At 65.8% G+C, this 20,069-nt stretch carries 18 protein-coding genes; 8 read left to right on the top strand and 10 right to left on the bottom strand.

The window, feature by feature from the left end:
- Positions 1–5: 5 nt before the first annotated feature.
- Positions 6–257, bottom strand: coding sequence for a GlsB/YeaQ/YmgE family stress response membrane protein (locus tag AVME950_RS00965; protein ID WP_284428409.1), 252 nt, complete (start codon positions 255–257; stop codon positions 6–8).
- 314 nt (positions 258–571) lie between these two features.
- On the opposite strand from AVME950_RS00965, the gene AVME950_RS00960 reads away from it, so the two are divergent.
- A complete protein-coding gene (locus AVME950_RS00960; RefSeq protein WP_284428408.1) occupies positions 572–883 on the top strand; it encodes a hypothetical protein in 312 nt (103 codons plus the stop codon).
- 50 nt (positions 884–933) lie between these two features.
- Here AVME950_RS00960 and AVME950_RS00955 read toward each other — a convergent pair whose 3' ends face one another.
- Complete coding sequence (locus AVME950_RS00955) at positions 934–1,485, bottom strand: C40 family peptidase (RefSeq protein WP_272569691.1); 552 nt, start codon at positions 1,483–1,485, stop codon at positions 934–936.
- 266 nt (positions 1,486–1,751) lie between these two features.
- Here AVME950_RS00955 and AVME950_RS00950 point away from each other — a divergent pair, with 266 nt between their 5' ends.
- The 5 genes from AVME950_RS00950 to AVME950_RS00930 all read left to right on the top strand — a co-directional run bounded on the left by AVME950_RS00950 (position 1,752) and on the right by AVME950_RS00930 (position 5,178).
- Positions 1,752–2,855, top strand: a complete 1,104-nt coding sequence (locus AVME950_RS00950) for a PQQ-dependent sugar dehydrogenase (RefSeq protein WP_284428407.1) — start codon at positions 1,752–1,754, stop codon at positions 2,853–2,855.
- A 129-nt stretch (positions 2,856–2,984) separates the two neighbouring features.
- Positions 2,985–3,587 (top strand): isochorismatase family protein, encoded by a 603-nt coding sequence (locus AVME950_RS00945; RefSeq protein ID WP_272569259.1) that lies wholly within the window; start codon positions 2,985–2,987, stop codon positions 3,585–3,587.
- Positions 3,588–3,745: 158 nt separating this feature from the next.
- The gene (locus AVME950_RS00940) at positions 3,746–4,201 is read left to right on the top strand and encodes a hypothetical protein (RefSeq protein WP_272569261.1); all 456 of its coding nucleotides are present in this window, start codon (positions 3,746–3,748) and stop codon (positions 4,199–4,201) included.
- Between the two features lie 164 nt (positions 4,202–4,365).
- On the top strand, positions 4,366–4,734 hold the full coding sequence (locus AVME950_RS00935; protein WP_284428406.1) for a VOC family protein: 369 nt from the start codon (positions 4,366–4,368) through the stop codon (positions 4,732–4,734).
- Between the two features lie 36 nt (positions 4,735–4,770).
- Complete coding sequence (locus AVME950_RS00930) at positions 4,771–5,178, top strand: GFA family protein (RefSeq protein WP_284402811.1); 408 nt, start codon at positions 4,771–4,773, stop codon at positions 5,176–5,178.
- Positions 5,179–5,370: 192 nt separating this feature from the next.
- On the opposite strand, the gene AVME950_RS00925 is transcribed toward AVME950_RS00930, so the two are convergent.
- Positions 5,371–6,300: a DMT family transporter gene (locus tag AVME950_RS00925; protein WP_284428405.1), complete on the bottom strand. Its 930-nt coding sequence runs from the start codon at positions 6,298–6,300 to the stop codon at positions 5,371–5,373.
- Positions 6,301–6,395: 95 nt separating this feature from the next.
- On the opposite strand from AVME950_RS00925, the gene AVME950_RS00920 reads away from it, so the two are divergent.
- Positions 6,396–7,265, top strand: a complete 870-nt coding sequence (locus AVME950_RS00920) for a LysR family transcriptional regulator (RefSeq protein WP_284428404.1) — start codon at positions 6,396–6,398, stop codon at positions 7,263–7,265.
- 66 nt (positions 7,266–7,331) lie between these two features.
- Here AVME950_RS00920 and AVME950_RS00915 read toward each other — a convergent pair whose 3' ends face one another.
- Complete coding sequence (locus AVME950_RS00915; protein WP_284428403.1) at positions 7,332–8,951, bottom strand: methyl-accepting chemotaxis protein; 1,620 nt, start codon at positions 8,949–8,951, stop codon at positions 7,332–7,334.
- A 290-nt stretch (positions 8,952–9,241) separates the two neighbouring features.
- Here AVME950_RS00915 and AVME950_RS00910 point away from each other — a divergent pair, with 290 nt between their 5' ends.
- On the top strand, positions 9,242–11,167 hold the full coding sequence (locus tag AVME950_RS00910; protein WP_284428402.1) for a propionate--CoA ligase: 1,926 nt from the start codon (positions 9,242–9,244) through the stop codon (positions 11,165–11,167).
- A gap of 67 nt (positions 11,168–11,234) precedes the next feature.
- Here the strand turns inward: AVME950_RS00910 and AVME950_RS00905 are convergent, their stop codons facing one another.
- The 6 genes from AVME950_RS00905 to AVME950_RS00880 form a co-directional block, all read right to left on the bottom strand.
- Positions 11,235–12,374, bottom strand: a complete 1,140-nt coding sequence (locus tag AVME950_RS00905; RefSeq protein ID WP_284428401.1) for an MFS transporter — start codon at positions 12,372–12,374, stop codon at positions 11,235–11,237.
- A gap of 85 nt (positions 12,375–12,459) precedes the next feature.
- Entirely contained in the window at positions 12,460–13,062 is a 603-nt protein-coding gene (locus AVME950_RS00900) for a DUF1349 domain-containing protein (protein ID WP_284428400.1), read from the bottom strand.
- A 2-nt stretch (positions 13,063–13,064) separates the two neighbouring features.
- Entirely contained in the window at positions 13,065–13,718 is a 654-nt protein-coding gene (locus tag AVME950_RS00895) for an HAD family hydrolase (RefSeq protein WP_284428399.1), read from the bottom strand.
- Positions 13,718–14,395, bottom strand: a complete 678-nt coding sequence (locus tag AVME950_RS00890) for a dihydrofolate reductase family protein (RefSeq protein ID WP_272569274.1) — start codon at positions 14,393–14,395, stop codon at positions 13,718–13,720. The genes AVME950_RS00895 and AVME950_RS00890 overlap by 1 nt, the downstream gene beginning before the upstream one ends.
- A gap of 37 nt (positions 14,396–14,432) precedes the next feature.
- Positions 14,433–15,452, bottom strand: a complete 1,020-nt coding sequence (locus tag AVME950_RS00885) for a zinc-dependent alcohol dehydrogenase (RefSeq protein ID WP_284428398.1) — start codon at positions 15,450–15,452, stop codon at positions 14,433–14,435.
- Between the two features lie 659 nt (positions 15,453–16,111).
- On the bottom strand, positions 16,112–20,005 hold the full coding sequence (locus AVME950_RS00880) for a sensor domain-containing protein (protein ID WP_349817219.1): 3,894 nt from the start codon (positions 20,003–20,005) through the stop codon (positions 16,112–16,114).
- Positions 20,006–20,069: the final 64 nt, after the last annotated feature.

Genomic DNA, 20,069 nt, shown 5'->3' with positions numbered 1-20,069 from the left:
GCCTTTCAGTTCTTGCTCTTGAAGAGGCTGTACACCACCAGCAGCAGCATCGCGCCCAGGATGGAGGCGATCCAGCCGGCTGGCTCGCCCTCCTGGTACCAGCCCATGGCGAGTCCGATGTAGGTGGCCAGGAACGACCCGGCCACGCCGAGCAGCGCCGTCATGATCCAGCCGAGCTTGTCATCCCCTGGCTTGAGCGCACGGGCGAGCAAGCCCACCACGAGACCGACGAGAAGAACACCGAGGACGGAAAACATGGGCAGGCACTTTCTGGTTGAGATAGGGCGAATCTACCCGGCGGCTCCCAAGGCGCCATGTCGGACGAGGCGCACTGTGCTGCCGGCCGAAGATAGGGGTTTTCGGGGAAGATCAGGCAGCGGGGAAACGGCGTGCGCGGTGTGGGAGCAGGCCGACAAGCCGACGCGCGTGAATCCCGCGCTTGGCCAATTGCGGGCTGGATAAGGTCATGGCTCTCCCACAAGAAAAGAAAGGAAAGCCCATGCCCATCCGATCCCCCCGCACTTTCTTGTCCGCCACCGTGTTGGCATTGGCCGCGGCCACCGGGGGCGCCATGCTGCCCTCCACGGCCCTCGCACAGAGCGATCAGGCATCGCTGGAGCGCGGCGCACGGCCGGACACCACCCCTGCGCAACGCTATCAGACCGCGATCCGTGAAGCGGGCGGTGGTTTGAAAGTGGGTTTGGAAGAATGCCGTGCGGGTGAAGCAGGTGCCCGCAAGTCGTGCGAATCACAGGCCCGGGCGCGCTACCAGGCCGACATGGCTGCCGCCAAGGAAATGCTGCGCAATCCCGATGCCCGTCCCGTGAATGTGGTGGGCGAACCCATTCGCAGCACGGAAACAACGACCGTCATCAAACCCTGACAGGCTCAGGCGGCTTCACCATGCGCACGCGGTGCACTACGCCAGAGCGCTCAGTTGGCGGAGCCGTCCTTGCCGCCGTCTTCGGTACTCACGCGGCGGGCGCCGTTGAAGCGGCGCTGCCAGTAAGAGGCGCCCATGTCTTCCACGCGGACTTCCGCTCCGCTGCGGGGCGAGTGGATGAACTTGCCGTCACCCACGTACATGCCCACATGGCTGAAAGCGCGGCGCATGGTGTTGAAGAAGACGAGGTCGCCCGGTTGAAGGTCTTTCTTTTCGATCTTCTCGGTGGCGGCCGCTTGCTGGTCAGCCCGGCGCGGGAGCACCAGGCCCGCCGCCTTGCCGTAGATCGTGCGGATGAAGCCGCTGCAATCAAAACCGGTTTCGACGTCATTGCCACCCCGGCGGTAGGGCACGCCGAGAAATCCCATTGCCGTGGCAACGACTTCTCCAGCCTTGTCCTGCACGTTGTGCCTGGCTTCCTGGAATTGCGAAAGCATCGTCCTTTCGCGGACAAGACGGTCTAAATCATCGGAGGGCGCATTGTTGGGGGCGGCGTGGGCGCTGGCGCAGGCCAGCAACAAGAGGCAGATCCATCGAGACATGGGGCGCGAGGTTATCACGCATGTTCCGGCTTCCATTAGCAAAAAGTGTCGCAAAACCAAAGCCCCATGGCTTTTGGCTATGAAGCGGCTGCGTGGCATGCTCTTCCCTCTCGAAACGAAATTCGGCGAGTCCTACTTTTCCCTGGGGACGCGATGACTGGCAGGCCCTTGTGTTACAAAATTTCCGCTGTATGAAATTCGATAAATCTGGCTCTCTGTCTTCTGTTTTTTACCGGCTGTTATTGGTTACATCTGGCGCTGCGGCAATGGTAGCCGGCGTGGAGGCCCGCGCCCAACCGGCTCCTCCCGTCGTGCCGCAGGCAGCAAAGACGCCAGGCCAGGCGGTGACCGTGGCCCACGATCTGGCCAACCCCTGGGCGGTGGCGTTCCTTCCGGGCGGACGGTTCCTGGTGACGGAGCGCTCCGGCCGTCTGCGGGTGATCGAGGCCAATGGCCGGCTCCATTCGCCCGTGTCCGGCCTGCCGCCGGTCGTGTTCGGCGGGCAGGGCGGCCTGCTCGATGTGGTCACCGACGCGGATTTCGAACGCAACCGGCGCATCTTCTTTTGCTACTCCGAGCCTGCGCCGCAGGGCGAGACCGGCAACAGCACCGCCATGGCGAGCGCGGTGCTGCCCCCCGGCGAAACTGCCTTGACCGACGTGCGGGTGATTTTCAGCCAACGGCCCAAGGTGCAGAGCTCGCTGCACTTCGGCTGCCGCATTGCGCAGGCCCGGGACGGGTCCCTCTTTCTGGCCGTGGGCGAGCGCTCCTCCCGCAAGGAAGACGCCCAAAAGCTCGACGGCCACCTGGGCAAGATCATCCATGTGCAGCCCGATGGTTCGCCAGGTCCGGGCAACCCGACCGGCGCCGGCGCGCTGCCAGAAATCTGGAGCTGGGGCCACCGCAACCCGCAGGGCGCGACCATCGCCCCGGACGGGCGGCTGTGGATCCACGAGCACGGCCCGCAGGGGGGCGATGAAATCAACGTGCCCCAGGCCGGGCGCAATTACGGCTGGCCGGTCGTCACCTACGGCGAAAACTATGGCGGCGGCAAGATCGGAGAAGGGCTCACGCACAAGGCGGGCATGGAGCCGCCGCTGCACTACTGGGTGCCGTCCATCGCGCCCTCGGGCATGGCCTTCCTGACCAGCGACCGCTACGGCGCCGACTGGCGGGGCAGCCTGTTCGTCGGCTCGCTCAAGTTCAGCCGGCTGCACCGGCTGGAGCTGGCGAACGGCAAGGTGGTGCGCGACGAATACCTGCTCGGCGGCCTGGCCGAACGCATCCGCGACGTGCGCCAGGGTCCGGACGGCTGGCTGTACTTGCTGACCGATGGCCCCCAGGGCCGGCTGCTGCGCCTGACGCGCTGACTACCACTGGGCGGATCGATCGGGCGTTCCCGCGCCGGTCCACCCCCGTCGCACGCCCCCAAGGAACCTGCGCCAAGCACGGCTGCGACAATCCCCGCATCTTTCACCTTTGCCCAGCGCACCCCGCCCATGCTGCTCGACGCCTCCGAATCCCAACTCGTCCTGGTCGATTACCAGGAACGCCTGATGCCCGCCATCTTCGAAGGCCCGGCCGTGCTGGCCAACGCGCTGCGCCTGGCCCGGGCGGCCCAGTTGATGGAGGTGCCGGTATGGGGCACCGAGCAAAACCCCTCGCGCCTGGGGCCCAACGATCCGGCGCTGCGTGCGCTGTGCCGCAAGACCCTGGCCAAGATGCATTTCAGCGCGGCCGAGGAAGGCCTGGGCGAATGGTTGCGCCCCGAGCCGAAGCCGCCTGCCGGCAACGCCCGCAGCCTGCCCAAGCACCTGCAGAAACCCCAGCCCACGGCCGAAGAGCCCGGCGCCATCGTGATCGCCGGCTGCGAGGCCCATGTGTGCCTGCTGCAGACGGCGCTGGACCTGCTGGAGGACGAATTCGACGTGTGCGTGGTGACCGACGCCTGCGGCTCGCGCACCGAGCGCAACCGCGACGCCGCCTTCGACCGCCTGGCCGGCGCGGGCGCCGAACTGGTCACGACCGAGATGGTCATCTTCGAATGGGCGCGCACGGCGGAACACCCGGCCTTCAAGGATTTGCTGGCGCTGGTGAAGTGAGCCTGGGGTGGGGGAGCGGGCCGGCGAGCCTGCCCCTGTCCCATCCCTGGGCAGCGCCCGGCGACCGGGTTGATAGGATCTGATCGCGTCCTTCGCAGCAGCCCCCTCCGGTGCGGCTGCAAGGTTTGGAGTTTTACCCCACAAGGAGTTTTCACCCCATGCATTGGAAGTCCGCTTTCGCTTTGCTCGCCCTGTCTGGTGCGACCCTGCCCACATTCGCGCAATCCGACCGGCAAGTGGCCGAAGACATGGTGACCCGCTCAGCCAATGTCTGCCCCGGCCACAGCACCGAGCGCACCACGCCCACGGTCAAGGCCGTGCCCGTCGGCGCATTGCGGGTCATGCGGGACCGCGGCCTGGTGATGTGCCCGGACCGTCGCCTCGATGCCGACGCGCCGGCCGTGTTCTACGGCAGGGTCGGCGTGTTCGCATGGAACCCGGAAGTGGCGGCTGCTTCGGCCGTGATCGTCCAGCAGATCGGCGCCATGACCCGCAAGGACGAGTACCCGGTGGAGACGCTGGTCTGGGATGCCAAGGGCGCCCCCCTGAAACAACGCACCGTGCCGGCCTTCGAACCCAGGCCCGGGGCGGCGGTGCTGTACAAGATCCGTTGAGGCGAGGGTGACCGCTGTGGCGGCCGGGTCCTGTGCCTCGGCGTGAATTGATCTGCCGCAATGCAGATTGGCAAGCCAGCCGCTACAACCGAGGTGGGCGGGCTTGGCGGAAACGGGGCCGAAGGGGCCGGCCTCCATCCTCACATCCCCGAACGGGAGTTCTCGTGTTCGACCACATCGGTATCCGCGCCAGCGACAGCGAGGCCAGTGCATCCTTCTTCCTGCGCGCACTGGCGCCCCTGGGGATCGCCGTCGCCATGAAGGGGCCGCACGGGGCGGGCCTGGGCAAGAACGGCAAACCCTCGCTCTGGATCTACGATGCGGAGGACCGACCGAGCCCGCTGCACCTGGCGTTCACGGCGGAAAGCCGGCACCAGGTGGACGCGTTCCATCGTGCGGCGATCGAAGCCGGGGGGCAGGACAATGGCCCTCCCGGACTGCGCCTGCACTACCACCCGCACTATTACGCCGCCTTCGTCATCGCGCCGGATGGCCACAACGTGGAAGCGGTGTGCCATCTGCCGCAGGAGTGAAGTGGCAATCCGACACCAAGGCCGAAGGAGCCAACGATGAAGGTTGAAGGAAGCTGCTACTGCGGCGCCATCGAATACGAAGCGCAGGTACAGCCCGGCACCACCACGGTCTGCCACTGCGCGGACTGCCAGGCCCAATCCGGCTCCGCCTTCCGGGCAAACATCGCCGCGCCGGCAGACGGGTTCCGGCTGATCAAGGGGCAGCCCCGCACCTACACCAAGACAGCCGCCAGCGGCAACCAGCGCCTGCTCGCGTTTTGCGAAGTCTGCGGGAGTTCGCTGTATGCCTGTGCGCTCGAGAATCCGCAGTCCTACTCGTTGCGGATCGGCACTTTGAAGCAACGGCAAGAGCTGGGCACCCCGCAGCGCCAGATTTGGACACGGCGTCGTCACGATTGGGTGGGCCTGCCAGACAGTGTGGAGTCGTTCGACGGGCAGCCGTGAGCCGGGCAGGGCGGTGCCCGTGCCACTGCAACCCTGCAGGTTCGCAGAAGCTGCCGGGTGCCTCCATCTGCAAAGCCTGGCGAATGGCCTCTGACGGGCGTGTCGGCAGAAGCCGGCCGCCAAAACATCTTCGCGAGAGGACTCTTGGCGCGGCATGCGGGCGCGCCTTCCACTCCAAGTCGCGTGACCGGGCTATCGGGTCTTGATGACGAAGAGCGCCAGAGCCATCAGGCCGACGCCTGCCAGTTGGGTCGCGCTCAGCATCCGGCCGTAGACCGCCCAATCCAGCAGCACTGCCGTCAATGGATAGACATACTGCAGCACAGCGACCCTGCCCAGAGTCAGGCAGGCCATTGCCGTGAACAAAATGGCATAGGCCAGACCGGTATGCAGCACGCCCAGTCCGGCCAGCCAGGCCCATGCGGCGGCGTCCGAGGGCCAACCATGTGCCCATGGAACCCATAGCAGCACCAGCGTTCCCACCGCGCACTGCCACCACGCCAGCGCGAACGGGGTGACGACCTTCTCTGTCTTGGCGATGATCGTCACGCCCGCATAGCTGAGCGATCCGCCCAGGCACATCAGCAAACCCGTCAGATAGTCCCCCCCCCCCGATGCGCCGGCCACGGAGCCACTGCCCCACAGGCCGGTCGTCAAGACCAGACCGCCCAATGCCACGGCGGTTGCGATTTTCTGTGCTGCAGTGACATGCTCGCGGAGCACCAGCGCACCGAACACCATGATCCACACCGGCTGAATGTGGAAGACCACCGTCGCGACGGCAATCGACGTGCGCGGTATGGCGGCAAAGAACAGCGCCCAGTTCACGACCATCAGGCCGCCCGTCGCGCAGACGATCCATCCGCTGCGACCGCGCAGGCGAAGCTCTCTCGTTCGGCCGGTTGCCATGCCCCATGCCAGCAACGCCAGCGCTCCGAATGCGCAGCGAAACAGCACGGTCACCAAAGGGTGTTGATTCGCCTCTTCGACGAACACGCCGACGGTGCCCAGCAACAGGCCGCCCGCGATCATCAGCCATTGGCCCTGCGCCTCCCGCTTGGCACAAGCGCCCACCTGGGTGGGTAGCGATGGTTGAAACGTGGCGGAAGGCTTGTGGTCCATGTCCCGATGCTCATGCCGCAGCGGGCTGGCGTAAAGCAAATAGTTCAATCGCTTAGTATTCGACAATCGAATTCAAAGAGGATCGAGCGCATTCAATGACCTACCCCGATCTGCAAATCGACTGGCTGCGCGCCTTTGTGGCGGTCGTGGATGCGGGCTCGCTTTCGGCGGCAGCACCCCTGGTTCACCGCTCCCAGGCGGCCGTGAGCATGCAGATCAAGAAACTGGAGGCCGCCTTGGAACGGCCGGTGCTGCTGCGCGGGCCGCACCACCTGCAGCTGACGCCAGCGGGCGCCGAGCTGCTGGGCTATGCGCGACGCATGCTGGCCCTTCAGACGGAGGCGCAGACGGTGCTTTTCGGGCCGGACCTGTCCGGGCGCGTGCGGCTCGGCGTTCCCGATGACTATGCATCGACCTACCTGACACCGGTGTTGCGCAGCTTTGCGGGCCGCTATCTGGGGGTGGAGATCGAGTTGACCTGCGAGCAATCCACTTCGCTCATCCCCAAGGTGGTACGGGGTGAGTTGGACCTGGCGCTCGTGTCCCGCGACAAGCCGAAACGGGGCCGGCTTCTCTTTCAGGAGCCCTTGGTCTGGGCCGGCGCTGCGCAGCATGAGGTGTGGCGCAAGACCCCGCTGCCCATTGCCGTCTACGAGGAAGGCAGCATGGCCAGGACCGCGGCGCTGTCCAGCCTCGCGGCCCATCGCCGGGCCTACCGCGTCGTGTACCACAGCTCGAGCCTGGCAGGACAACTGGCCGCGGTGGAAAGCGGCCTTGCCGTCGCGGTTTTTACCCACTGCAGCGTGCCTGCCCATCTCCAGGTATTGCAGAACCTGCCCGCGGGATTCGAGCTGCCGCCCTTGATTTCCATGGAAGTGGCCGCGCTGCGCAGCAAGGCATCCAGGCACTCGGCGGCAGTGGACGCCATGGAAGAGCAGCTGCTGAAAACGCTGGCCAGGCCATAGGCCCGGCGCCTCGATGGCGTGCGGTTTCGGCAAGCGGGTTGTCACCCGGCCTGCACCTGCGCTCTCTCACTGAAGGCGCGGCGCTCCAGACCCCGGGGCCGCAGCAAGCGCCCCCCGTGCCAGTCCCGCGCTGCCCATCGCATTGAGCCGGAACCGCGCCACCGTCGCCGCCAGGCGGCTGGCCTGGTCGTTCAGGCTTTCCGCGGCGGCTGCGGATTCCTCCACCAGGGCCGCGTTCTGCTGGGTCATCTGGTCGAGTTGGTTGACGGCGGTGTTCACCTGGCGGATGCCGTCCGACTGCTCGGAGGTGGCAGCGGTGATCTCCCCGATGATGTCGCTCACGCGCTGTACGCTGCTCACGATCTCTTCCATGGTCGTGCCCGCGTCCTGCACCAGGCGGGAGCCGGCCGCCACCTTCTCGACCGAGTTGCCGATGAGGGCCTTGATCTCCTTGGCCGCGTCGGCCGAGCGGCCGGCCAGGCTGCGCACCTCGCTGGCCACCACCGCGAAGCCGCGGCCCTGCTCGCCGGCCCGTGCGGCCTCGACGGCGGCATTCAGCGCCAGGATGTTGGTCTGGAAGGCGATGCCGTCGATCACGCCGATGATGTCGCTGATCTGGCGCGAGCTCTGGTTGATCTCGTCCATGGTGGACACCACCTGGGTCACCACCTGCCCACCGCGCGCGGCCACTTCGGCGGCCGAGGTGGCGAGTTTGTTGGCGGTGGCGGCGGAGTCGGCCGATTGGCGCACGGTGGCGGTCAGCTCTTCCATGGAGCTGGCGGTTTCCTGCAGGTTGCTGGCGGTCTGTTCGGTGCGCTGGCTCAGGTCGGCGTTGCCGGTGGCGATCTCGCGCGTGGCGGTGGCGATGGAGTCGGCCACGTTGCGCACCTCCATCAGCGAGCCTTCGAGCGCGCCGCGCATGGAGGCCAGGGCGCGCAGCAGCAGGCCGGTTTCGTCGGTGGCGTGGCGCCCGTGGTCCTGGCCGGTGAGGTCCATGGCCGCGATCTGCTCGGCCACCTGGCGCGCTTCGGCCAGCGGCCGCGTGATGCTGACCGTCAGGCGCCAGGCCAGCAGCGCCGCCAGCAGCAGCGAGCCCACGCACAAGGCGGTCAGCAAGCCGGTGGCGGCCTGGCTGGCCGCGCGGATGCGCTCGCCCGCCGCGTCCAGTTCGCTGCGCTGCAGGTCAGCCATCCTGGCCATGGTCTTTTGCAGGTTGGCCGAAGCTGGCTCGTAGCGTTCGGTGAACGCCCGGGCCGTGGCCTCGGCATTGCCTTCCTTCTTGAGGCGCGACACCTCGTCGCGGGTGGAAAGGTACGCCTTGCGGTTCTCTCCGATCTGGGCGAACAGCGCCCTCTCGGCGTCGCTGTCCAGCATCTTTTCGATCTGCTGCTGAAGCGCCGATGACTGCTTGCTCGACTCGGCCGCGGTGGCGGCGAAGAAGTCCGCCAGCGACGGGTCGCTGCTCTTGGCGATGGCGGCCACGCGCTGCGCGCCGTTGGTGATGTTGCGATACCAGTCGCTGGCGGCCCGCTCCTTCGCCAGCGACGTGTTGAGCATGGTGTTCATTTCCTGCGTGACGGCCCGGAGCTGGACGATGCCGTACAGGCAACTGACCAGAAACAGCACCAGGATGGTGCCGAGCACGAGTGCCAGGCGGCGGCCGATGGTGAAACGGGTGGGTGTCATGAAGGTGCCTTCCAGGACGCTGAGCCAGAGGAAATGGGAAAACAGGGCCTCGGGTGACTGGGGTGGATGCCCTTGCCCGATGTTTCAAAGTGTAGGTGGGCCGTGCGCCAAGGTGGGGAGGGCAAACGAGAGCATGGCGCCTCGCATGGCGGAATTCGCTCCATTGCGACAGGGGTGGGGGGGGGGCCGGTCAGAGGGCACGGCAAGCTGCAGCGCTGTCAGGGCGGCGTCGGGATCCCTGGGCAGAATGGCGCGGTCCCGGCAAAAGAAAGATCCCAAGGAGACAAGCCATGCCCCGTTACGCCGACTTTCACCACCGGTCCCTCGACGACCGCGACGCCTTCTGGGCCGAACAGGCTCGCCTGATCGACTGGCACACCCCGCCGCAGCAAATCTGCGACGACAGCGATCCGCCGTTCGCGCGGTGGTTCGTGGGGGGCCGCACCAACCTGTGCCACAACGCGGTGGACCGCCACCTGGCCCACCGGGCCGACCAGCCGGCGCTGATCGCCGTCTCCACCGAGACGAACACCGAGCGCACCTATTCCTTCGCCGAACTGCATGCCGAGGTGCAGCGCATGGCGGCCGCGCTGCGGTCGCTGGGCGTGGGGCAGGGCGACCGCGTGCTGATCTACATGCCGATGGTGGCCGAGGCGGTGTTCGCCATGCTGGCCTGCGTGCGCATCGGCGCGCTGCACTCCGTGGTGTTCGGCGGTTTCGCGGCCGCGTCGCTCGCCACGCGCATCGACGATGCCGAGCCCGTGGCCATCGTGAGCGCCGACGCGGGCTCGCGCGGCGGCAAGGTGGTGCCGTACAAGCCGCTGCTGGACGAGGCCATTGCCCAGTCGCGCCACCCGCCCGCCACCGTGCTGCTGATCGACCGCGGCCTGGCGCCCATGGCCCGCCAGGCCGGCCGCGACCACGACTGGGCGGCGCTGCGCGAGCAGCACCTGCATGCCGAGGTGCCCTGCGAGTGGGTGGACGCCACGCACCCCAGCTACACGCTGTACACCAGCGGCACCACCGGCCGGCCGAAGGGCGTGCAGCGCGACACGGGCGGCTATGCGGTGGCGCTGGCGGCCAGCATGCGGCACATCTTCGGCGTGGGCGGTGCAGAGGGCGGTGCAGAAGTCGCCGCTGCGAACCCCGGCGTTTTCTTCGCCACCAGCGACATCGGCTGGGTGGTGGGCCACAGCTACATCGTCTATGGCCCGCTGATCGCCGGCATGGCCACGCTGGTGTACGAAGGCCTGCCCACCCGGCCCGATGCGGGCGTGTGGTGGGGTCTGGTGGAAAAGTACCGCGTCACGCACATGTTCTCCGCGCCGACGGCGGTGCGGGTGCTCAAGAAGCAGGACCCGGCCTTTCTGCGCCGGCATGACGTGTCCAGCCTGCAGGGCCTGTGGCTGGCAGGCGAGCCGTTGGACGCGCCCACGGCCGAGTGGATCGCCCAGGCACTGGGCGTGCCCGTGATCGACAACTACTGGCAGACCGAAACCGGCTGGCCCATCCTCACCCTGGCCCGCGGCGTGGAGCCGCAGGCGGCGCGCCTGGGCAGCCCGGGCCGGGCGATGTACGGCTACGACGTGAAGCTGATCGACGAGGCCACGGGCGAGGAACTCACCGGGCCCGACCAGAAGGGCGTGCTCGCCATCGAAGGGCCGCTCCCTCCGGGTTGCCTGCAGACCGTGTGGCGCGATGACGAGCGCTTCGTGCAGACGTACTGGCAAAGCCTGCCCGGCCCCATGCGCTACAGCACCTTCGACTGGGGCATCCGCGACGCCGACGGCTATTACTTCATCCTCGGGCGCACCGACGACGTGATCAACGTGGCCGGCCACCGCCTGGGCACGCGCGAGATCGAGGAGAGCATCGCCGGCCACCCGCAGATCGCCGAGGTGGCAGTGGTGGGCGTGGCCGATGCGCTCAAGGGCCAGGTGGCCATGGCATTCGCCGTGGTGCGCGATGCGGCGGTGCTTACCGATGAAGCGGCGCGCCTGCGGCTGGAGGGCGAGGTGATGCAGCAGGTGGCCCAGCGCCTGGGCGCGGTGGCGCGGCCGGCGCGCGTGCACTTCGTGGCGGCACTGCCCAAGACGCGCAGCGGCAAGCTGCTGCGCCGCGCCCTGCAGGCCGTGGCTGAGCGGCGCGACCCGGGCGACCTCACCACGATGGAAGACCCGGCGGCGCTGCAGCAGGTGAAGGAACTGGTGGGCTGACGGACCGATTCGCCAGAAGATGGAGGCCACCGCACCGGGTGGCCGATAGGGGAAACCGGCTTTTGCGTCAATGCGCCAGGGCCGGTGCCTGCCTGCGCGACCGCCGAGACATCCACAAGAGCAAGCCGATCATGCCCGCCGGACAGAGCGCGACGGCCAGCAGCCCGATGTGGATTTCCGAGTATTCGATGATGATGCCCACCAGCCAGGGGATCAGGCTGCATCCGGCATTGCCGAAAGCGGTCAGCACACCGAACATGGTCGCCCCACCGCGAGGGTAGGCGTCCGCCGTGATGGCCAGCATCGTGGGCCACAGGCAACTGCCCGAAAACCCAGCGGCAATGCTGGCGGCGATGGCCACGGCCGGGCTTGGCGGAAAGCTGATGATGAAGAAAAGACCGATGGTCACGGCACAGCAGCCCAGCATCAGGGAAATCGGCGCGATGCGTTCATGCAGCAGGGCCGCGGCCATTCTGCCGAGTGCCATGCCGACGGAAAACCCGGCCAGCGCAAAGCCGCCCACTTCCTTCGAATACCCCAGCCCCTGCTCCGCATAGGTGGGTAGCCATTGCGACAGCCCCGTTTCCGTGGCGCCCCCGAGAAAGATGGCGATCAGGCACGCGATGAAGTAGGGCTGCTTGATCAGCTGGGGCATGGCTTCCCGTTGCGCGTCTTCCTGGATCAGGGGCGGCAGCCTCAATCCGAGAAACAGCAGGAAGGTGACGATCGGCGCGATCGTGATGCCCAGAGCAACCATCCGCCACGACACGTCCCATTTCAGGCCGATGCTGGCAATCAGCACGGCACCCACCGCCCCGACGCAGAAAAACGCATGCAGCCAATTCATGGCCGCGCTGCGGCGTTCGGGCTGGAGTGCGACCACGATGGGACTGAGGATCATGTCCAGCACGCCAGCGCCGAATCCCATCACGGCGACGGCAAACAGCAAAAAGGCGTAGGAAGGGGCAAAGCCGACCAGGACCAAGCCGGCGGTGGTGGTGATGAGCCCAAAAAGAATGATCCGCCTGGCATCGCCTCGGTCCGCCAAAGGCCCGGTCACCAGGATGGCAATGATGAAGCTGAGAAACATGATGGCCGGGATTCGCCCCAGCTGCTCCGCGGTCAGCCCGCCCTGTTTCCCGAAGGTGTCGCTGAACGTGGTCAGGTACACCGGCAGAAAGTTCAGGGCAATGGCCAGGCACATCATGGCCGCGTAGCAGACGTAAAGCGCGCGCCGGTTCTGATCGACTGAAGTTTTCATGGTGAATAGGGATATGGGTATGGCTGCTGTCTCAGAAGCGGGTGGAACCGTGTTCTTTCCAGAGGCATTCCGTCCACTCGATTTCCGAGAAATGCGCCTCGAATGACGAGTCGCCCGGGCTGCTGGCGAAGAACCCGAATCGAACGGCGCCTTGCGCATGGAATAAATGGAACATGCGCATCATGCTGAAGCGGATTCCATCGGAGGAGTTTTCAAGTAGAAAATCGCTGCCCCTTCGGCTCAGCCGGTAATGCATGGTTTGCGTGGTCCGGTCATAGTTGGCCATGGACCAGTCTGAAAAACCATGGTTGGTCACGACGGCGAACAATTGCTGAAAGCCGTTGCTCTGGTATTCGATACCGCTCTTCATCCAGGTGTTTTTGTCCTGGTAGATGAACAGGCCGCATTGGTCGAAGTGCACTTTGGAATCGAAGGCAACCTTGGCCTTCAGGGTCCAGAATGGTTCCTCGCTGGAAAGGACGAGCGCAGGTGCGTTGTCGTATTCCAGCCCGTAATAGGTACCCTGCCAAAAATCCGTATCCGGGCTGGTGCGAATGACGATTTCCTGATCGGTGATGGAAGACGACGCCGGTGGATTGATCCAGTTCAAATCCGCGATGTTGAATTTTTTCATTTTCATTGCTCAAGAAACCACTTCGTGATCTCGTCATGGTGGCGCACATGCCGATCCGCCGCGCTCAAATCCTGAAGTCCCGAATGGGGGTTGACGAATCCGATGCAGAACATGCCCGCGGCTTTGGCAGCGGCCACACCGTGGCTTGAATCTTCGATCACCGCACATTCGTGGGGAGCGACACCCAGCCGGCCGGCTGCCAAAAGAAAGATTTCGGGGTCGGGCTTGCTGTTTTTGACGTCCGTTCCACACACCACACGATCGAAAAAAGGCAGCAGTTCGGTTTTCCGCAAAATGACTCCCACCAGTTCAGCGGGCGAGGACGAAGCCACGGCGCAAGGTATTTCCGCTTCTTTCAACTTGACGAGAAAATCCGGCACGCCGGGCATGGCCGAAAGGGGGGCCATGCCCATGGCCCGAACCACCTGCTTTTGGTGTTGTGCCATCAGGAAATCCAACGGCTCGGCCAACCCATGCTCCGCCTTGATGGTGCTCCACATATACCGCTGCGTGGTTCCCACGAAACGCGACAGCCCCACCGTGTCGAGGGCCACGCCGTAGCGGGCGTAGGAAAGCCTTTCCTGCTCCATATAAAGGGGTTCGCTGTCGACCAGTACCCCGTCCATATCGAAAATAACGGCGCGGATTTCCGGCATCAATGCGTCCTTTGCGGTGCCAGCTCGCGCTTGAAATGCATGAGGTTGTAGTTGGAGCGCGCATCGAAGGCATGCAGCTTGAATGACTTGGTCATTTCGATGTTTCGATAACCTTCGCCATCCGTCAGCGTGGTCGTTTCCGAGCCGCCGATGATGATGGGCAACTGCATGAGGATGATTTCGTCCACCAGGTCGAGATCGAAAATCTGCCAATTCAACTGGCCACCGCCCTCGACCATGATGTGCCTGATTCCGCGCGCTTCCAGCAAGGGGAAAAGCAGCTTGAAATCCACCTGCGATGCGCCGACGAAAATCACTTCCTTTCCCTGGGCGCGAATCTGCTCCACCATCTCGTGGTCGCGCGCCTGCTCCGTCGTGGCGATGATGGTTTCTTCAGGCGAACTCAGGACCTTGGCGGACACGGGAAAGTCCAGCGATGTCGTCGGAATGATGCGGATGGGGTTGCGCCCGGCCTCATAACGGTTGGTCAACTGGGGATCGTCAGTGACGATGGTTTTGCGGCCGACCATGATGGCGTCCACCTCGCCGCGAAATTTATGGATGAAGCGCATGTCGTCATCGTTGAAACGCTGGAACAGCGCCTTGCTCGATGCCCCATTGCCCCCCAACGTCAATTTGCCGTCGATGGAAATCTGGCTGAATACAGTAACCTTCACGATAACTCCCTTTGGTTTTTTGATGGCTGGCTGGGGTTCAAAGGTATTGCGGGTTCGGCGTGAACACGCCCTTGATCGTGGGCACGGACGGGTCATTCAATAACCCATCGAATGCCGCGGCGTAAGCCTCCAGTCCGTAGCGGTGCGTTACCAAGCGGCCCAGCTCGGGCAGCATTTTTGCCATGCGCAGTGCGCGGGGAAAATGCTGGTTGTATTCGCCGGCTGAAATAATGCTGATGGCGTTGACAAGAAAATGCTTGACGGGCAGCGGGTACTGATAATTGCCGTTGAATCCGAAAAGGACGATTTTTCCGCCCCGGCGAATGTATCGAGCGGCCGTGCCGAGCTGATTGCCAACGGTATCGATGGCGGCGTCCACATGGCCTTGCTGCATGCGGGCCTCGAGGTCGTCGGGGTGCATGACCTCCAATCCGAGCGAACGGCCGAATGCGATCCGGTGCGGATTCAGATCGGTGGCGAGGGTCTGAACGCCCATCGCGCGCAAAAGCAGTTGTGCGACCAGGCTCATGGGGCCGGAGCCGAGCAGCAAAACCCTTTGGCCTGCCTGAATCGCTGCTTGGTCGATGTTGTTCAAAATGCAGGCGACGGGTTCGATCAACACGCCAGTCTCCCAGCTCATGTCGTCCGGCAGGGGATAGACGAACCGCTCGCGGGTGGTGAAGCGTTCGGCAAAGGTGCCATGCTTGTTGACCCCCGCGATATTCAGCGTTGCATTGGCGCCGCCATTGCAAAGGTGGGTTTGGCCGGAGGCACAGAATTCGCAGGTTCCGCAGTACTCGTTGGGATCCACCACCACCCGCATTCCGGTGCGCAGGTATTTGACGCCTGCGCCCACCCTGGTGATCACACCGACTGCCTCGTGGCCGCGAACCACGCCGATTTTCCCTTCCTCCCGGCCGGACAAGACCGCCAGGTCGGTGCCGCAGATGCCTGACAGGACAATATCGATTTCCACGCCATCGGCTGCAAATGCATCGATGTCATGGTGGGTGATCAAACCCAGTTTTTGCTGATCGATCAAACCAAGTGCGTTCATACCGTCTTCATACCTCCGAATGATTTTTTTGCGAAAAGCCGGGGCGGAATCTGCATGGCGTGGCAGACCATGGGTGAAAACCGCCAGTTGCAGCGTCAGTGATTCATTGATAGCTTTTGCATTGACAGGGGTGCTGCCATTCGCGCTTGGCCAAAAATCGCCCCGTGTCAATGGCATTTAAATAAATGGCATTCAAGGCAATTTCACTCCGGCTGCTTGTGAATCAAATGCCCTCCGGTACTTTATCCCAGTTGATATCCAAAATATTTTATTCAGAGAATGAATATTTTAAATATCAACGATATTCTTATGGCATTAATCAATATTGCCTTATATGTATTTAAATCATTCTTGTTTTTCAGAATGAAATGGCCGGAGCGGGGGGTACCGGCCAGGCGAGGCCCTCCGCTTGCCGTGCTGCGCGAGCCAAAGGGGCGTTGAATGGGGCGCCTTGTCGGCACCCTGCGGTGAACCAGGCCGGTCACCTGGCTGGAATCGCCATCACGCCATACCGCCGATTGCTACTATTTGTATAGCAGTATGCCCTAGTGGATATTGCGCTGAAGGCCTTTTTGATCCAAGGCTCAACGCGGCATGCGGTCGCTAAGCGACGCCGTCCGGTGCCAAGTTGGCCGGTTTCTGGCGGAACCGGCTTGGCGTCAAAGCCCGCGGCGCGGCTGCCAGCCTTCGGGCGCCTGCCATTGCCCCAGCCACTGCGGCAGTTCATCGGCCGGCATGGGCCGGGCGATGCAGTAGCCCTGCGCCAGCGCGCAACCCATCTGCAGCAGCATCTGCCCCTGCTCCACGGTTTCCACGCCTTCGGCGACGATGGAGTAGCCGAACGACCGCGCCAGGCCGATCACGCCCTGCACGATGGCCAGGTCGCCCGAGTCGGTCATCATCCCGTGCACAAAGCTCTGGTCGAGCTTGAGCGTGTCCATGGGCAGGCGGCGCAGGTAGGTGAGCGACGAGTACCCGGTGCCGAAGTCGTCCAGCGACACCGTCACCCCCAGGTCGCGCAGCTGTTGCAGCTGCAGCGCGACGTGGCCGATGTCGTAGAGCGCCGCGCTTTCGGTGATCTCCATGTCCAGCAGGCTCGCGGGCACGTCGGGCCGCTGCGCCAGGCGCCCGGCCAGCCAGTCGGCAAAGCCTTCGCGCTGCAGGTGCTGGGCCGAGATGTTGACGCTCACCGGCAGCCGCAGCCCGGCGCGCAGCAGGGCGGCGATGCAGTCCAGCGCGGTGTCGACCACCCATTCGCCGAAGACCGTCTCCAGGTCGGTGCCGTCCATCAGGTGCAGGAAGGCGCCGGGCGACAGGGTGCCGCGTTGCGGGTGGTGCCAGCGCGCCAGCGCCTCGGCGCCCACCACCGTACCCCGGCGCATGTCCACCTTGGGCTGCAGGAAGAGGGCGAACTCGCCCGCCACGATGGCATCGCGCACCTTCTCGCCCTGTTCGCGGTGGCTCTGCAGCGCGCGCTCCTGCGCGGCGTCGAAGGCGTGGAAGCGGTTGCGGCCGGATTGCTTGGCCGCGTACATGGCCTGGTCGGCATGGCGCAGCAGGGCATCGGCGTCCGCGTCGTCGTCGGGGTAGATGGTGTAGCCCACGCTGGCCGTCACCGTCACCGCCACCCGCTCGGTGCCCAGCGTGTAGGGCGCGGCCACGCTTTCCATCACCCGGCGCAGCAGGCGCTCGCCGTCGGCGCGGGTCGCCAGATCGGGCAGCAGGATGACGAATTCGTCGCCACCCAGCCGCGCCACGCAGTCCACGGGGCGCAGCGCCCGCGTGAGTCGGCCGGCCACGATCACCAGCAGGCGGTCGCCCGCGTCGTGGCCGAGCCGGTCGTTCACGGGCTTGAAACCGTCCAGGTCGAGGTAGGCCACGCCCAGCAATTGGCCCCGCTCGCGCGCCCGCGCCATGACCTGCTGCAGCCGCGTGGCCAGCAGCACCCGGTTGGGCAGGCCGGTGAGCGCATCGAAATGGGCGAGCTTTTGCAGCAGCTCTTCCTGCACGCGCTGGCTGCTCACGTCGATGCCCACGCCCAGCATGCGCTGCGGCCGGCCGGCCTCGTCGTAGTCCACGATCTTGCCCAGGTTGCGCACCCAGCGGCCGGGCCCCTGGGGCAGCGCGATCTGCCAGGTGGCGTCGAACGGCGTGGCGGGGTGGGCGGTGTGGCGCGCCAGCTCAGTGGTCACCGCCTCGATGTCGGCGGGCGCCATGCCGGCGGTCCAGTGCACGGGCAAAGCGTCGCCGGAGGCGGGCGGCAGGCCCTGCAGGTCGCGCCAGCGGCGGTCGCCGGTGAGCGATCCGGTCTGCAGGTTCCAGTCCCACAGTCCGATGGAGGCGGCCGAGATGGTCAGCGACAGCAGCGCCTCGCGCTCGCGCACCTGGTCTTCCATGCGCTTGCGCTCGGTGATGTCGTGCCCCGAAAACAGCCAGGCCTGCACGCCGTCGATCTCGGTGGCGTGCATGGACTGCAGCACCGTGCGCAAGCCGTCGTGGCGCGTGCGCATGGTGATTTCCACGCCGTTGACGGCGATGCGGTCCTGCACGGATTCCACCAGCGCCGCACGCACCTGCGGGGTGATGATGCCCAGCTCGACGGCGGTGCGGCCGATGGCCTCGTCCCGGGGAATGCCCAGCAGGGCCTCCCAGGCGGGGTTGACGTCGATGTAGGCGCCGTCCTCGCGGCGCGACAGGCCCATGGGGTAGGGCATGAGGCGGAACACGCGGGCGAAGCGGTCCTCGGACTGGCTCAGCCGCTCGCTGGCACGCCGGGATTCGTCGATGTCCTGGATCACGCCGCGCACGCGGGTGACGTGTCCGTTTTCCAGCACGGGCTCGGCGGTGGCGGTCACCCAGATGTGCCGGCCGTCGTCGGCCCGCTGGATCTGCACCTGCATGCTCCATTCGGCCCGGTCCACGATGCATTGCCGAAAGCGCTCGCGCAGGGCTTCGCGAAAGGGCGGCACCACGAACCGCTCCAGGTAGTCGGTGCGCGGCAGCGGCGCGTCGGGCGGCAGGCCGTGGATGTCGTACGAGACATCGGACCAGTACACCAGCCCCTCCCCGACGATGTGCTCCCACGCGCCCATGCGGGCCATGCGGCCGGCCTGCTGCAGCAGGCGGTTGGCGTCCATCAGCCGGGCGCGGCTGTGTTCCTCGGCCGTCATGTCGTGGAACACGAAGACGATGCATTCCTGGCCCGATACCGTCACGGGCCGCGCCGACATCAGCCCGGGAATGGGCCGCTTGCCGCGCTGCGCCACCATCGGCATGCGGTCCACGTAGCCGTCGCGGCGGTGCAGCGCCACCATCTGCGCGCGCTGCTCGGGATGGGCCCAGATGTCCAGCTCGGTCGAGGTGCGGCCCACCGCCTGTTCGCGGGTGTAGCCCAGCAGCTCGGTGAAGGCCTCGTTCACATCCAGGTAGCAGCCATCGGACAGGCGCGCCACGCCGGCGGGGTCGGGCAGCATCTGGTAGATGGTGGTGTACTTGACCTCCGACAGCCGCAGCGCCTCCTGCATCTCGTGCAGCGAGGTCACATCGAGGTCCATGCCCACCAGGCGCAGCGGCCGGCCGTGCGCGTCACGCTCGGCCACCTGCCCCCGGGCGATCACCCAGCGCCAGCGGCCATGGATGTCCTGCATGCGGAATTCGGCATTGAAGCTGTCTTCGTGCCCCTCCATCGTGCGCTGCAGGTAGGTGGCCAGGCGGGCGGCGTCGTCCGGATGGCGGCGTTCGTTCCAGCGCTGCCAGTCGCTCGCGTCGCGCGCGGCTGAGCCAGCGCCACGGCGGGTGTCCCGGTCTTCCAGCCCGAAGGCCTGGTAGAAGCTGCCGCGGTAAGAAAACCGGCGTTGGGGCACATCCCACTCCCAGCGGCCGCCGCCGGTGGCATCCAGGGCCATGAGCAGTTCCTGCTCCTGCTGGCGCAGCGTCTGCAGTGCCCGGGCCCGGCCGCACAGCAGCTGCGTGCCCCCACCCAGGATCAAGAAGCCCATGCCATAGCGCCAGGGCAACTGCTGCAGCCAGGGCATCAGGTCGCCCTCCAGCAGGAAGCCCGCCGGCCCTTCTCGCCAGAACAGCATGCACGGCGGCAGGCAGGCGGCCACGGCGACGATCACCACCCACAGGTTCAGGCCCGTCGCCTGCCGCACCCCGCGCCACAGCAGGCCGATGGCGAACACGGCGCCGATCGCGCCCAGCCCGGCAGGCAGCGGCCCGGCCGACAGCCACCAGAAGCCGGCGGCCGTGACCCCGGCCGCCAGCGCCCCGGCCAGCGGGCCGAACATCACCGTGCACACCGCCGTCACCGTGGGATGGGGCAATTCGGCATACAGGGGGTCGAACGCCCGGGTGAACACCATGATCAGCACGGAGGCCAGGCCCCCGATCAGCCCGGCCTGCACCCGCGTGCGCCGCGATGGCTGCAGCAGTTCGGCGCCGGGCAACAACGCCAGCACCGCGATCAGCAGAAGGTGCAGCCCGCCGAGGAAGAAGATTTCATAGCCCATCGTGCGGCGCCGAAGGGAGAACACCTTGGCGGCCCATGGCACGGACCCGGACAGGACAATCCATGCGGAAGTGGGGCGCGAGGGGCATGGGCCGAGTTTAGAACGG

Source organism: Acidovorax sp. SUPP950 (genome assembly GCF_030158935.1).
Taxonomy (GTDB): domain Bacteria; phylum Pseudomonadota; class Gammaproteobacteria; order Burkholderiales; family Burkholderiaceae_C; genus Paracidovorax.
This window is presented reverse-complemented; position numbering and strand designations above follow the sequence as displayed.

What these genes read in the sequence shown, in the direction of transcription:
- AVME950_RS00965 (WP_284428409.1), bottom strand. Translation starts at nt 257, where the DNA reads ATGTTTTCCGTCCTCGGTGTTCTTCTCGTCGGTCTCGTGGTGGGCTTG.
- AVME950_RS00960 (WP_284428408.1), top strand. Translation starts at nt 572, where the DNA reads ATGCTGCCCTCCACGGCCCTCGCACAGAGCGATCAGGCATCGCTGGAG.
- AVME950_RS00955 (WP_272569691.1), bottom strand. Translation starts at nt 1,485, where the DNA reads ATGTCTCGATGGATCTGCCTCTTGTTGCTGGCCTGCGCCAGCGCCCAC.
- AVME950_RS00950 (WP_284428407.1), top strand. Translation starts at nt 1,752, where the DNA reads ATGGTAGCCGGCGTGGAGGCCCGCGCCCAACCGGCTCCTCCCGTCGTG.
- AVME950_RS00945 (WP_272569259.1), top strand. Translation starts at nt 2,985, where the DNA reads ATGCTGCTCGACGCCTCCGAATCCCAACTCGTCCTGGTCGATTACCAG.
- AVME950_RS00940 (WP_272569261.1), top strand. Translation starts at nt 3,746, where the DNA reads ATGCATTGGAAGTCCGCTTTCGCTTTGCTCGCCCTGTCTGGTGCGACC.
- AVME950_RS00930 (WP_284402811.1), top strand. Translation starts at nt 4,771, where the DNA reads ATGAAGGTTGAAGGAAGCTGCTACTGCGGCGCCATCGAATACGAAGCG.
- AVME950_RS00925 (WP_284428405.1), bottom strand. Translation starts at nt 6,300, where the DNA reads ATGGACCACAAGCCTTCCGCCACGTTTCAACCATCGCTACCCACCCAG.
- AVME950_RS00920 (WP_284428404.1), top strand. Translation starts at nt 6,396, where the DNA reads ATGACCTACCCCGATCTGCAAATCGACTGGCTGCGCGCCTTTGTGGCG.
- AVME950_RS00915 (WP_284428403.1), bottom strand. Translation starts at nt 8,951, where the DNA reads ATGACACCCACCCGTTTCACCATCGGCCGCCGCCTGGCACTCGTGCTC.
- AVME950_RS00910 (WP_284428402.1), top strand. Translation starts at nt 9,242, where the DNA reads ATGCCCCGTTACGCCGACTTTCACCACCGGTCCCTCGACGACCGCGAC.
- AVME950_RS00905 (WP_284428401.1), bottom strand. Translation starts at nt 12,374, where the DNA reads ATGATGTGCCTGGCCATTGCCCTGAACTTTCTGCCGGTGTACCTGACC.
- AVME950_RS00900 (WP_284428400.1), bottom strand. Translation starts at nt 13,062, where the DNA reads ATGAAAAAATTCAACATCGCGGATTTGAACTGGATCAATCCACCGGCG.
- AVME950_RS00895 (WP_284428399.1), bottom strand. Translation starts at nt 13,718, where the DNA reads ATGCCGGAAATCCGCGCCGTTATTTTCGATATGGACGGGGTACTGGTC.
- AVME950_RS00885 (WP_284428398.1), bottom strand. Translation starts at nt 15,452, where the DNA reads ATGAACGCACTTGGTTTGATCGATCAGCAAAAACTGGGTTTGATCACC.